The sequence below is a fragment of the Pseudomonas sp. NFX15 genome (assembly GCF_049132105.1).
Lineage (GTDB): Bacteria > Pseudomonadota > Gammaproteobacteria > Pseudomonadales > Pseudomonadaceae > Aquipseudomonas.
In genome coordinates, this window is the sequence record NZ_JAFMPV010000009.1 from 60,876 (window position 1) to 72,892 (window position 12,017).

Genomic DNA, 12,017 nt, shown 5'->3' on the forward strand with positions numbered 1-12,017 from the left:
AGCCTCCTGGCCGCCCCAAAATCCAGGATTAACCCTTGCCCTTGGTCCGCGTCATATTCGGCCCGCCATTCTTCTCCAGATGCTCGATGATGATCCCCGCCACATTCTTCCCGGTGGTGGTCTCAATCCCCTCCAGCCCCGGCGACGAGTTCACTTCCATCACCAGCGGCCCATGGTTGGATCGCAGGATATCAACGCCCGCCACCGCCAGCCCCATGACCTTCGCCGCCCGCAGCGCGGTCATGCGCTCCTCTGGCGTGATCTTGATCAGGCTCGCGCTACCACCGCGATGCAGGTTGGAACGAAATTCGCCAGGTTTGGCCTGGCGCTTCATCGCCGCAATCACCTTGTCACCCACGACGAAGCAGCGAATGTCCGCGCCCCCGGCTTCCTTGATGTATTCCTGGACCATGATGTTCTGCTTGAGGCCCATGAACGCCTCGATCACCGATTCCGCCGCCGTCGCGGTTTCGCACAGCACCACGCCGATGCCCTGGGTGCCTTCCAGCACCTTGATCACCAGCGGCGCGCCGTTGACCATTTCGATCAGGTCGGGGATGTCATCGGGGGAGTGGGCAAACCCGGTCACCGGCAAGCCGATCCCGCGACGGGACAGCAATTGCAGCGAACGCAGCTTGTCCCGGGAGCGGGCAATGGCCACCGATTCATTGAGCGGAAACACCCCCATCATTTCGAATTGGCGCAGCACCGCGCAGCCATAGAACGTCACGGATGCACCGATCCTTGGAATCACCGCGTCGAAACCCTCCAGCGGTTTGCCGCGGTAGTGGATCTGCGGCTTGTGGCTGGCGATGTTCATGTAGGCGCGCAGAGTATCGACCACCACCATTTCATGACCACGTTCGGTACCGGCTTCGACCAGACGGCGGGTGGAATACAGACGCGGGTTCCGCGACAGCACAGCGATCTTCATGCAACACCTGTGGAGGAGGTAGATACCGGGAACACCGGCTTGTCTTGTACATATTTAATGCCCGGATTGACCACCAACTGGCCGTCGATCAGGGCTTTGGAGCCGAGCAGCAGGCGATAACGCATGGATTTGCGGCAGGCGAGCGTGAACTCGACCCGCCAGACCCGATCACCGAGGGCCAGGGTGGTGCTGATCACGTATCGCACCTGCGCGTGACCGTTAGAGCTTTTAATGGTTTTCATCGTCACCATCGGGGCTTCGCAGCGCCGGTGACGCAGTTGTACGACGGAACCCAGGTGGGCGGTGAAACGCACCCACTGCTCACCGTCGCGCTCGAAGGGCTCGATGTCGGTGGCATGCAGGCTGGAGGTACTGGCGCCGGTGTCGATTTTTGCCCGAAGGCCCGCGACTCCCAAATCCGGGAGCGCCACCCACTCGCGCAGACCGACAACGGTCAAATGGTCAAATGTCTTCAAAAGTGCTCAACCGGTAGAAACCGCTCTGGCCGCACGCGGCCGGATTCGCGGTATTCACGCAGAATAATGATTAAAAGGCGACAGATATCTACGGCCCGGATTTCCAGCGCCTCGGGGAGGCTCTGGCGTGTGAGCATTGTAATCCGGACCGGCGAAATTCTTGGTACGACTGAAACGGTAGTACAGTTCACCAATATTTCAGATTGAGGAAATTCCATGGCACAAAAAAACGAAGAGGACGACAAAGTCCGCCTCGATAAATGGTTGTGGGCTGCCCGTTTTTACAAAACCCGCGCCTTGGCCAAGGCCGCGATTGAAAGCGGCAAGGTGCATCACCGGGGCGAGCGCTGCAAACCGGGCAAGGAGCCACGCATTGGCGATGAGTTCGTCATCCGCACCGGTTTCGATGAGCGCACCGTGGTCGTCCAGGCGTTGTCGATTGTCCGCCGTGGCGCGCCAGAAGCGCAGACGTTGTACGCCGAGACCGAAGCCAGCATCGCCAAGCGCGAAAATGCGGCGGCGCAGAGAAAGGCCGGCGCCCTGGGCGTGAGTACCGATGGCAAGCCGAGCAAGAAGCAGCGGCGGGACCTGTTCAAGTTTCGCGGCAGCAGCAACGAGTAGGCCGGGCCCTGGGGTGAGCACGTTCCGGTGGGAGCGTGGCTTGCCCGCGATCGAGTGCGCAGCACTCGCCAAATTACAAGAACACTTGCATTTACCCATGCGCGCACCCATATCTGCGTAACGCAAACGGCCCATCGCAAGCATATTGCCACTCGTCGAAAATCGCACACAGCCCCTGGCCTGTAGGCCATAACCACAGTGCCGGCCGTGCAGAACGGGAAACGCCCGACCCCGCCAGCGCTTGAGCCGCCGGCTTGGATCGGGCCCGGATTGTTCTTAAAATGCCTTTCATGGCTGAACATTTCGCACCTGAGGGTGGCCGCAAGGCAAATTTCCTGTTCCTGTCATCTTTTTCACTACTTCAGATACCCAGACCTATGACCGACCTAGCGGATAACGACTTCACCCAACGCTTCATCTTCGATGACAGCGACACCCGTGGCGAGCTGGTCTCGTTGGAGCTCAGCTACGCCGAAGTCCTGGCCAAGCACGCCTACCCGCAGCCGGTCGCGCAACTGCTCGGCGAGCTGATGGCGGCCGCTTCATTGCTGGTCGGCACCATGAAGTTCGACGGCCTGCTGATTCTGCAGGCCCGTTCCGAAGGCCCGATCCCGCTGCTGATGATCGAGTGCTCCAGCGAGCGTGACATCCGTGGCCTGGCCCGCTACGAAGCGGATCGCATCGCACCTGACGCGACCCTGGCCGACCTGATGCCCGATGGCGTGCTGGCGCTGACCATCGACCCGAAACAGGGCCAGCGCTACCAAGGCATCGTCGACCTCGACGGCGCGACCTTGTCCGAGTGCTTCACCAACTATTTCGTCATGTCCCAACAAGTCGGCACGCGTTTCTGGCTGTACGCCGACGGCCGTCGGGCCCGTGGCCTGTTGCTGCAACAACTGCCGGCCGACCGCTTGAAGGACGAAGACGAACGCGCCGCCAGCTGGCAGCACATCACCACCCTGGGCAGCACGCTGACCGCCGACGAGTTGCTGAGCCTGGACAACGAAACCGTGCTGCATCGCCTGTACCACGATGAGCAGGTGCGCCTGTTCGATGTGCAGAAATTGCGCTTCCGTTGCAGTTGCTCGCGCGAACGTTCAGCCAACGCCCTGGTCAGCCTGGGTCAGGAAGACGCGCAACAATTGGTGGTCGAACACGGCGGCAACATCGAGATCGATTGCCAGTTTTGCAACCAGCGCTACCTGTTCGATGCCGCGGATGTCACCCAATTATTCGCCGGAGCGGGCATCGATACGCCGTCAGATACCCGCCACTAAAACGGTTCAGCGCAGGTAAATTCACTGCCTTGTGCCGGATTAACGCCGTTACGACAGGAGGGGCCTACTCTTTTTGGCCTTTTCTGGCATAATCCGGGCCACTTTTTTCGCGGTAGTAGTGCACGACTTTCTACTACAAAAACGTTTGGAGCACTCGGCCACTGGCCGACGGGGAACCTCATGACGCAAGCCAATAACGCCGTGTACACCGATCTGAGTGTTGATGATCTGGTTAAAGAAGCCCTCAACCGCGGTGAAGGCGAGCTTGCCGATACCGGCGCACTGGTTGTTCGTACCGGTCACCGTACCGGCCGTTCGCCAGTCGATCGTTTCATCGTTGATGAGCCGAGCACCACAGGCGCCATCGCCTGGGGCCCGATCAATCGCAAGTTCCCGGCCGACAAGTTCGACGCTCTTTGGGCTCGCGTTGAGGCATTCAACAACGCGCAAGAACACTTCGTGTCCCACGTGCATGTAGGTGCCGCTTCCGAGCACTACCTGGCTGTGAAGATGACCACCCAGACTGCCTGGCAGAACCTGTTCGGTCGTTGCCTGTTCATCAACCCGGCCCAGTACAACCCGGCTGGCCGTGAAGAGTGGCAAGTGCTCAACGTTGCCAACTTCGAGTGCGTGCCTGAGCGTGACGGCACCAACTCCGACGGTTGCGTGATCCTCAACTTCGCACAGAAAAAAGTGCTGATCGCCGGCATGCGTTACGCCGGTGAAATGAAGAAAGCCATGTTCTCGGTGCAGAACTTCCTGCTGCCGGCCGCTGACGTGCTGCCAATGCACTGCGCTGCCAACATCGGTGAAGAGGGCGACGTGACCCTGTTCTTCGGTCTGTCCGGCACTGGCAAGACCACCCTGTCCGCCGACGAAAGCCGTTACCTGATCGGTGACGACGAACACGGCTGGGGCGAAGGCGTGGTGTTCAACATCGAAGGCGGTTGCTATGCCAAGTGCATCGACCTGTCCGAGAAGAACGAGCCGGTGATCTGGAAAGCCATCAAGCACGGCGCCGTATTGGAAAACGTCGTGATCGACGATGCCAAGCACGCCGACTACGCCGATGTCAGCCTGACCCAGAACAGCCGCGCCGCTTACCCGCTGGAAAACGTTGCCAAGCGTTCCGAGAAGAACCTGGGTGGCGAGCCTAACGCGGTAATCTTCCTGACCTGCGACCTGACCGGCGTGCTGCCACCTGTGTCGATCCTCAACGAAGAGCAAGCGGCCTACCACTTCCTGTCCGGCTACACCGCTTTGGTCGGTTCGACTGAAATGGGTTCGGGCAGCGGCATCAAGTCGACTTTCTCCACCTGCTTCGGCGCACCGTTCTTCCCGCGTCCGGCTGGCGAATACGCTGAACTGCTGATCAAGCGCATCCGTGGCTTCGGCTCCAAGGTCTACCTGGTCAACACCGGCTGGACCGGCGGTGGCTACGGCGTCGGCAAGCGCTTCAACATCCCGACCACCCGTGCCGTGATCGCAGCGATCCAGAGCGGCGCGCTGATCGGTACCGAGACCGAGCACCTGGACACCATCAACCTCGACGTGCCAGTGGCCGTACCGGGCGTTGAGACTGGCCTGCTGAACCCACGCAACACCTGGGCTGACAAAGCCGCTTACGACGAAGCCGCCAAAGCACTGGCCGGCCTGTTCATCGAGAACTTCAAGAAGTTCGAAGTGAGCGACGCGATCAAAGCTGCCGGTCCCAAGTTGTAAGTGTTGGTTTGAGCTAACGAAAAAGCCGCCCTTCGGGGCGGCTTTTTTGTGGGCAAAACTCAGTCTTTCGCGAGCAAGTCAGGATGCGTCGGGCCGTTACTGGCCTTCGAGCGCATCTGTGTCCCAGCGTTGGGCCTTGATGGCCCGATAGAGCATGCCGATGGTCAATGGTGCCTTGTCGCCGCGACCCTTGGCTTTGCGCTTGAGAAATACATCGTAGCCGTCGGGCTGGAAATAGCGATAACTGTCGTAATCCACGAAATCGATGGCGAATTGGTCTTCCAGGGTTTCGATCAGGTGTTGAGCATCGGCGCCGCTGCAGCCCAGGTCGAAATTGATCGAGGTGTTGAGGCTGATGGTTTTGCGTTCGGGGAATCCGAGTTCTTCGTGTAGCAACTGGATGAGCAGATGTAGGGAGGGATCGTCGGGGAGGTTGGGGGCGAGGCTCATTACGGGGGCGTCCGATGTTGGAGCGGGAAACGGTCAAGTATGTGGAGCATTCAATAGGTCACCAATGCAATGTTCGAAAATAGCTTCAAGACCACGGTAGTCGCAGGCCACTGCAGCGATATTCGCGGGAACCCATGCAGCGTCTTTTATCAGCCACCAATCTACTGCGAAGCCGGCATTAATGATGATCTGTTCGAATAGGATCCGTTGAGCGCGACCGTTGCCCTCAAAAAAAGGTGAACGACGTTGAGATCACCGTACGACTCAGCAATCCTTTCGACTAGTTCGGTTGTACTGGTTCCGACAAACCCCGAAGCAGCCTCCATGACGCGAAAAATTTTCTCGGCTTCAGGGGCAACTCGGTCTGCGGCACAAAAAAGTGTGTCGCCTTTGCGGATATTGACAGTTCGCAGCAATCCCGCCCATTCGTAGACATCTGAAAACAGGGCCTTATGAATGTGTTGTAGAAGGCTAAGGTCGCATGGAGGGGGAAGGAGGCGGAAATTGCTGACGGCAATTTCTGAGAGTTCGCGCTCCGCTTTTTGTAGCTGCTCTTCGTCTCGGATATTGAGCAAGTTACGCAGAACGTCGCTACCTGGGTAGCAATAGGGGTCTTGTCCGACCCCATATTTATCCATCATTAACGTGGGTTCTGACGATATTTTTCGAGCACCGACTCCCGTGTCGGGCCCGGATGCGCTGGAGGGCGGCTTCGAGGATGTCTTGGGGGTTGGCTTCTGTGTCGATGATCAGGGGCGGGGTGTCGGTGAGGGTGGTTTGGAGTGGGAGATAGCGCTCGTTGGTGAACGGGTTCCATTTGTTCATTGGGAATTTCTCTTTTATGTCGTCTATGAACCGCCGCTATCGTGACCAAGCGATGGGAGGCGGACTGTGTTCAGGTTGGTCAAACCAGGGAGAGATAACCCAGGCACGCCGAAGCGTCCCAAACACAGCCGCCATAAAGCGTGTCGACAAAAAAGACGTCGGCAGCATACAAGCGCTTGCATAAGTTTTCTCTCATTTTCAGGTGACCAAACCTGATCGCTGATTTGGCAGCGACGGTCCGGACTATGGGGCTAAGTCGCAAATTACCGATAGCAGACAAGGTGTCTTGTTTTGTAGGACCTTGCCGAAGCTTTTATAGGTTGTTGCTGACGGACTTATCCACAGAGCACGGCGTTATCGTTCTTCGCTGGCAAGCCAGCTCCTACAGAGGGTTGTGGTGATCTTCAATCAGTGGGTTTGGGCAGGCGTTGGCGGGCGGCGTCGAGCAGATCGTTGCCGTCCTGGGTCAACAGGTACAGGGCGCTGACGATTTTGGGGATGTCGCTCGCATCGGCCTGTTTGAAACACAGGCAGTAGAGGGTTTCGAGCATGTCGCTGGCGGCGCGGATGCGTTGTCGGGCGGCGTCGAGAATTTCGAAGGGGTCGGCCTCGGTATCGATGACCAGCACCGGGGTTTCGCTGTAGCGGGATTTGAGCGGGCGGTAGCGGTGGGGCAGTGGATCTGCGCTGTTCATCGAGTGGTCCTGTGCGAAATCGGCAAGTGTGCCCGGCAGGCCGAGACACTGATTTCAGCCGCGCCGCAGACTATAGAAGGGTGCGGTGTTGTGCGACAAGACGGCTGAGGTCGACAGGTTTTGTAGGGGGTTTTCCGGGTTTTTGAGGAAAGGGACTACGCGGTGGGTGACGATGCCTCAGACGCTGTAGGTTATTTCGAAATTTATGGTAATTGAGCTGGCCTCATCGCGAGCAGGCTCACTCCTACACTGGATCTTGCCGTACACAAATTCCTTGTAGGCGTGAGCCTGCTCGCGATGACGATCTAACAGTCGCTACATCCCTCAAGTCTTCCAAGCCATCCGCGGTATCATCCCGTATCGTTTTTACCTCGACGTTTTCTCGACTCGCTGCCATCGCCGGCTAGGCTTTGCTCATCGCAGCGGTCAACGGAGTGACAGCTTATGCACAACACCCTGGAACAGGTTTTCGGTTATCCACAGTTTCGGCCCGGTCAGGAAGCGGCGGTCACTGCCGTGCTGGCGGGGCGCTCGGCGGCGGCGATTTTCCCCACCGGTTCCGGCAAATCCCTGTGTTACCAATTACCTGCGGTGATGCTGCCGCACCTGACATTGGTGGTCTCGCCATTGCTGGCGTTGATGCAGGATCAACTGGGGTTTCTGCAACGCCATGGCATCTCGGCGGGCAGTATCGATTCGGCCCAAAGTCGCGATGACGCCAGCGATGTCATGGCCCGGGCCAAATCCGGCGAGTTGAAAATTCTGATGATCTCGGTCGAGCGCCTTAAGAACGAGCGCTTCCGCCATTTTTTGCAGCAAGTGCCGATCTCGCTGCTGGTGGTGGACGAAGCGCACTGCATCTCCGAGTGGGGCCACAACTTCCGCCCTGACTATCTCAAGCTTCCGGACTATCAGCGTCAGTTCAACATCCCGCAGGTGCTGCTGTTGACCGCTACCGCGACGCCAAAAGTCATCGACGACATGCAGGCGAAATTCGCCATCGCCGCAGACGACGTGGTGACCACCGGATTCTATCGTCCTAACCTGAATCTGCTGGTTGAGCCGGTTCGCGGCCAGGACAAGCGCCGACGCCTTGTCGAGTGGATGAGCCAGCGTCCGGGCCAACCGAGCATTGTTTATGTGACCTTGCAGAAGACCGCCGAGCACATCGCCGAACACCTGAATCGCAACGGCATTCAGGCTGAGGCCTATCACGCCGGTTTGCCCCACGATCAGCGCGAAGCCATCCAGAAACGCTTCATGGTCGGTCAGTCAAACTGCATCGTCGCCACCATCGCGTTCGGCATGGGCATCGACAAGAGTGACATCCGCAACGTGGTGCATTTCGACCTGCCCAAATCCATCGAGAACTACAGCCAGGAAATCGGCCGCGCCGGGCGTGACGGCCAGCCATCGGACTGCCTGGTCTTGGCCAACCGCGACAGCCTCAACGTGCTGGAAAACTTCGTCTACGGCGACACGCCGGAGCTGGAGGGCATCCGTTGCGTGCTTGACGAGATACAAGCGGCAGTGGCCGAAGGGCAGTGGGAGTTTTTGCTGGGGCCGTTGGCCGATCAGAGCAATATTCGCCAATTGCCGCTCAAGACCCTGCTGGTGCAGCTGGAGTTGCGTGGGCTGATCGCTCCGCGTTACGCCTACTACGCCGAGTACCGCTTCAAGTATCTGCAGGAACCCGAAGCGCTGCTGGCCCGTTTTGAAGGTGAGCGCAAGGATTTCGTCGCGGCGATCATCCAGACCTCCAGCCGCGCACGGACCTGGGCCACGGTGAATTTCGAGGCGCTGTACGAGCAGCACCAGGCCGAGCGCAGTCGCGTGGTCAAGGCACTGGATTATTTCCAGGAGAAGGGCTGGGTGGAGCTTGAAAGCAAGCAGATGACTGAGGTCTACAGCGTGCTGCAAAGCAGGTTCGACAGCGCTGCGCTGGGCGAGGAACTGCACGGGTATTTCACTCGGCACGAACAAACCGAGATTGCACGGATTCATGCAATGCTGGATCTGTTCGCCACCGACCGCTGCCTGGGTTATCGCCTGGCCGAGTACTTCGGCGACCACAATGCCCCGCAGCAGTGCGGGCATTGTTCGGTCTGTCACGGGCAGATCGCGCGCCTGCCAGCACCGCCCGAGCTGCCGGCGCTTGTGGATAAAAACTTCGAGGCGTTGTGCGGTGGTTTTATCCACAGGCACGAGCAGCACACCGGCAACGTGCCTTCGGCGGAGCGCGTGACCCGTTTTCTGTGTGGAATCAGCGTACCGCTGTTCACCAAGCTCAAGGCACGGTCGATTTCTGGGTTTGCGGCGCTGGAGGATTATCCGTATGCCGAAGTGCGCGAGTGGGCCGAACAACATCTGACTGGTTGAACCCAACCCCTTGTAGGAGCGAGCCTGCTCGCGAGCAGGCTCGCTCCTACAAGGATTCGAGGGGTTCATCCATGCGCTGAATGTTGCTCATCACAGGAATAAATTTCAAAAAATCCCGATGCCTGACTATGGTGGTGGCTGTCTTCGGATCGCCAACAAGAGAACACAACATGAGCCAGACACCGTCGAATATTCAGCGCGCCGCCGTCATCGGCGCGGGCACCATGGGCCGTGGCATTGTCATGTGCCTGGCCAACGCCGGAGTGGCCGTTCATTGGGTCGACAATAATCCGCAAATGCTGGAACAGGCGCTGACCACGGTCGCGGACACCTATGCCCACAGCGTGCGTCAGGGTCGTATTGATCAGAATGAAGCCGATGCGCGTTTCACGCGGATCACGGCGGCCGATGGTTATGTGGCCATCCGCGATGTCGACCTGGTCATCGAGGCCGTGTACGAAAACCTCGAACTCAAGCAGCAAATCTTCCGCGAGCTCGATGGCTTGCTCAAGCCTGAAGCGATTCTGGCGAGCAACACCTCGGCGCTGGACATCGATGCCATCGCTGCGGTGACCCGTCGTCCGCAACAGGTGCTGGGCCTGCATTTCTTCAGCCCGGCGCACATCATGAAACTGCTGGAAGTCGTCCGTGGTGCGCAGACTGCACCGGCCGTGCTTGAGGCGGCGCTGGCGCTCGGCCAGCGCATGGGCAAGGTCAGTGTGGTGGCGGGCAATTGCGACGGGTTCATCGGCAATCGCATGCTCAACACCTATGTGCACGAAGCGCGGAAAATGCTGCTCGAAGGCGCATTCCCCTACCAGGTGGACGCCGCGCTGCAAGGGTTCGGTTTTGCCATGGGGCCGTTCCGCATGTTTGACGTGGTGGGCGTCGACCTGCAATGGCGCTCGCGCCAGCTATCGGGTATAGGCCAGGACGTGCCGGAAGTTCAGGTGGATAACCGTCTGTGTGAACAGGGGCGTTTCGGGCAGAAGAGTGGCAATGGTTTTTACCACTATGAGCCGGGCAGCCGTCAGGCTGAACACGACGCGCTGGTCGACTCGCTGGTGCTTCAAGTCAGTGAAGAACTCGGCTTCCAGCGCCGCGATATCGGTCCGCAGGAGATTCTCGAGCGCTGCTTACTGGCACTGGTCAACGAAGGCGCGAAGATCCTGCAGGAAGGCATTGCCGGGTCGGCCCACGACATCGATCTGGTTTACCTCAACGGCTACGGTTTTCCGGCAGACAAGGGCGGGCCGATGGCCTGGGCGGATCAGCAGGGGCTGGCGGACATCCAGCAACGTTTGATGGCCCTGGAGACGCGTCAGGGCGATCATTGGAAACCGGCGCGGGTGATTGGTGAGTTGGCGGCGGCTGGCAAGGGCTTTGCTGACAAGTGATTGATGGGGCGCCGGTGAGGGCGCCTTCGCGAGCAGGCTCGCTCCTACAGTTGAAATGCATTCCCCTGTGTGAGCGAGCCTGCTCGCGAATGATCACAACGCGATTTTCACCTTAGACTGCCGAACCCACTCCAGGAATCGACACGATGTCCAACCCGATGCCGCAACGCGCCGACTACCCGCACTTCCAGCCGATCACCACCCGTTGGCACGACAACGATGCCTACGGTCACGTGAACAATGTCACCTACTACAGCTTCTTCGACACGGCGGTGAATACCTACCTAATCGAAGTCGGCGGCTTGGATATCCATGACGGTGAGGTGGTGGGGTTTGTGGTGAGTTCGGCCTGTGATTACTTTGCGTCCATTGCGTTCCCGGATCGCATCGAGATCGGATTGCGGGTGGGCAAGCTGGGCAACAGTTCGGTGCAGTACGAGTTGGCCGTGTTCAAGCACGGCGACCCGGACGTCTGTGCGGCGGGGCGTTTCGTGCATGTGTTCGTCGATCGCGTGTCGAACCGGCCGGTGCCGATCCCGCAGCGATTGCGCGAAGCGCTGGAACACTTACTAGTGGTGCAGTAAGGCAAAAAAATCGCAGCTCGGGGGCTGCGATTTTTTTGATGGTCTGGCGCGTAAGGCGATCAGGCCTTAGTCGCGATAGTACTTGTGATGCTTGCGATGACCATAGGCGTGGCCGCGGTGACGGTGGTCGTCGCGGTAGTAGCGACGATCGTCATGGCCACGGTACGAGCGATGATCTTCCTCGTTGCTCTCTTTGCCCATGTAGTTACCCAGCGCGCCACCGGCGCCGCCGCCTGCTGCCGCGCCGATCAGGCTGCCGGTGGTGCCGCCCATGCTGCGGCCAACCACGTTACCGCCGGCTGCGCCGAGCGCACCGCCAATAGCTGCTTCGCCACGGCTGTGCTTGTTTGCGCCGACGGCGCTACCACCCGCGCCACCCAGGGCCGCGCCAATGGTGGAACCTGTGCTGCCGCCCAGCGATTGGCCGACGACCGAGCCCAAAACCCCGCCCAATGCGCCGCCTACGCCGGCTTCGGTAGTGCCGCCAGCAGACGCAAAACCGCTGACCAGGCCAAGGGACAACAAGAGAATCGAGGAGAACTTCATAAAGGAACCTCAAGGGGATGACGGCGCGATCCTGAGGCTGTGTCAGCGGTGTGACAATCGAAATCCGACGAGTAACACGACTTGTACACAATTCTATAAGTTACTGTT

Annotated in this window: 11 protein-coding genes and 1 pseudogene; 6 read left to right on the forward strand and 6 right to left on the reverse strand. The window is 59.2% G+C overall.

The window, feature by feature from the left end; all coding sequences use genetic code 11:
• Positions 1–28 precede the first annotated feature (28 nt).
• On the reverse strand, positions 29–934 hold the full coding sequence (rimK, locus tag J1D76_RS12200; RefSeq protein ID WP_007972871.1) for a 30S ribosomal protein S6--L-glutamate ligase: 906 nt from the start codon (positions 932–934) through the stop codon (positions 29–31).
• Entirely contained in the window at positions 931–1,392 is a 462-nt protein-coding gene (locus tag J1D76_RS12205) for an ATP-dependent zinc protease (RefSeq protein ID WP_421138677.1), read from the reverse strand. Before J1D76_RS12205 ends, rimK begins: the two co-directional genes overlap by 4 nt.
• Positions 1,393–1,626: 234 nt before the next feature.
• On the opposite strand from J1D76_RS12205, the gene J1D76_RS12210 reads away from it, so the two are divergent.
• From J1D76_RS12210 to J1D76_RS12220, 3 genes are all read left to right on the forward strand, one after another.
• Complete coding sequence (locus J1D76_RS12210) at positions 1,627–2,031, forward strand: RNA-binding S4 domain-containing protein (protein ID WP_421138562.1); 405 nt, start codon at positions 1,627–1,629, stop codon at positions 2,029–2,031.
• A gap of 377 nt (positions 2,032–2,408) precedes the next feature.
• Positions 2,409–3,311, forward strand: a complete 903-nt coding sequence (gene hslO / locus J1D76_RS12215; RefSeq protein WP_421138563.1) for an Hsp33 family molecular chaperone HslO — start codon at positions 2,409–2,411, stop codon at positions 3,309–3,311.
• 180 nt (positions 3,312–3,491) lie between these two features.
• Positions 3,492–5,033, forward strand: a complete 1,542-nt coding sequence (locus tag J1D76_RS12220) for a phosphoenolpyruvate carboxykinase (protein WP_421138564.1) — start codon at positions 3,492–3,494, stop codon at positions 5,031–5,033.
• A gap of 96 nt (positions 5,034–5,129) precedes the next feature.
• On the opposite strand, the gene J1D76_RS12225 is transcribed toward J1D76_RS12220, so the two are convergent.
• The 3 genes and pseudogenes from J1D76_RS12225 to J1D76_RS12235 all read right to left on the reverse strand — a co-directional run bounded on the left by J1D76_RS12225 (position 5,130) and on the right by J1D76_RS12235 (position 7,003).
• Positions 5,130–5,483 (reverse strand): DUF1493 family protein, encoded by a 354-nt coding sequence (locus tag J1D76_RS12225; RefSeq protein WP_421138565.1) that lies wholly within the window; start codon positions 5,481–5,483, stop codon positions 5,130–5,132.
• Positions 5,484–5,516: 33 nt separating this feature from the next.
• Positions 5,517–6,124: pseudogene (locus tag J1D76_RS12230) on the reverse strand (Fic/DOC family protein).
• A gap of 588 nt (positions 6,125–6,712) precedes the next feature.
• Entirely contained in the window at positions 6,713–7,003 is a 291-nt protein-coding gene (locus J1D76_RS12235; RefSeq protein WP_421138566.1) for a hypothetical protein, read from the reverse strand.
• A gap of 444 nt (positions 7,004–7,447) precedes the next feature.
• On the opposite strand from J1D76_RS12235, the gene J1D76_RS12240 reads away from it, so the two are divergent.
• The 3 genes from J1D76_RS12240 (at position 7,448) to J1D76_RS12250 (ending at position 11,363) form a co-directional block, all read left to right on the forward strand.
• On the forward strand, positions 7,448–9,382 hold the full coding sequence (locus J1D76_RS12240) for a RecQ family ATP-dependent DNA helicase (protein ID WP_421138567.1): 1,935 nt from the start codon (positions 7,448–7,450) through the stop codon (positions 9,380–9,382).
• A gap of 170 nt (positions 9,383–9,552) precedes the next feature.
• Positions 9,553–10,779, forward strand: a complete 1,227-nt coding sequence (locus tag J1D76_RS12245; RefSeq protein ID WP_421138568.1) for a 3-hydroxyacyl-CoA dehydrogenase NAD-binding domain-containing protein — start codon at positions 9,553–9,555, stop codon at positions 10,777–10,779.
• Positions 10,780–10,925: 146 nt separating this feature from the next.
• On the forward strand, positions 10,926–11,363 hold the full coding sequence (locus J1D76_RS12250; protein WP_421138569.1) for an acyl-CoA thioesterase: 438 nt from the start codon (positions 10,926–10,928) through the stop codon (positions 11,361–11,363).
• 66 nt (positions 11,364–11,429) lie between these two features.
• Here J1D76_RS12250 and J1D76_RS12255 read toward each other — a convergent pair whose 3' ends face one another.
• Positions 11,430–11,909 carry a glycine zipper domain-containing protein gene (locus J1D76_RS12255; protein ID WP_421138570.1) on the reverse strand — a complete coding sequence of 160 codons (480 nt, stop codon included), beginning with the start codon at positions 11,907–11,909 and terminating at the stop codon, positions 11,430–11,432.
• Positions 11,910–12,017: the final 108 nt, after the last annotated feature.

Excerpts from the sequence above, each read along its gene's own strand:
- rimK (WP_007972871.1), bottom strand. The coding sequence starts at position 934 with ATGAAGATCGCTGTGCTGTCGCGGAACCCGCGTCTGTATTCCACCCGC.
- J1D76_RS12210 (WP_421138562.1), top strand. The coding sequence starts at position 1,627 with ATGGCACAAAAAAACGAAGAGGACGACAAAGTCCGCCTCGATAAATGG.
- hslO (WP_421138563.1), top strand. The coding sequence starts at position 2,409 with ATGACCGACCTAGCGGATAACGACTTCACCCAACGCTTCATCTTCGAT.
- J1D76_RS12220 (WP_421138564.1), top strand. The coding sequence starts at position 3,492 with ATGACGCAAGCCAATAACGCCGTGTACACCGATCTGAGTGTTGATGAT.
- J1D76_RS12225 (WP_421138565.1), bottom strand. The coding sequence starts at position 5,483 with ATGAGCCTCGCCCCCAACCTCCCCGACGATCCCTCCCTACATCTGCTC.
- J1D76_RS12235 (WP_421138566.1), bottom strand. The coding sequence starts at position 7,003 with ATGAACAGCGCAGATCCACTGCCCCACCGCTACCGCCCGCTCAAATCC.
- J1D76_RS12240 (WP_421138567.1), top strand. The coding sequence starts at position 7,448 with ATGCACAACACCCTGGAACAGGTTTTCGGTTATCCACAGTTTCGGCCC.
- J1D76_RS12245 (WP_421138568.1), top strand. The coding sequence starts at position 9,553 with ATGAGCCAGACACCGTCGAATATTCAGCGCGCCGCCGTCATCGGCGCG.
- J1D76_RS12250 (WP_421138569.1), top strand. The coding sequence starts at position 10,926 with ATGTCCAACCCGATGCCGCAACGCGCCGACTACCCGCACTTCCAGCCG.
- J1D76_RS12255 (WP_421138570.1), bottom strand. The coding sequence starts at position 11,909 with ATGAAGTTCTCCTCGATTCTCTTGTTGTCCCTTGGCCTGGTCAGCGGT.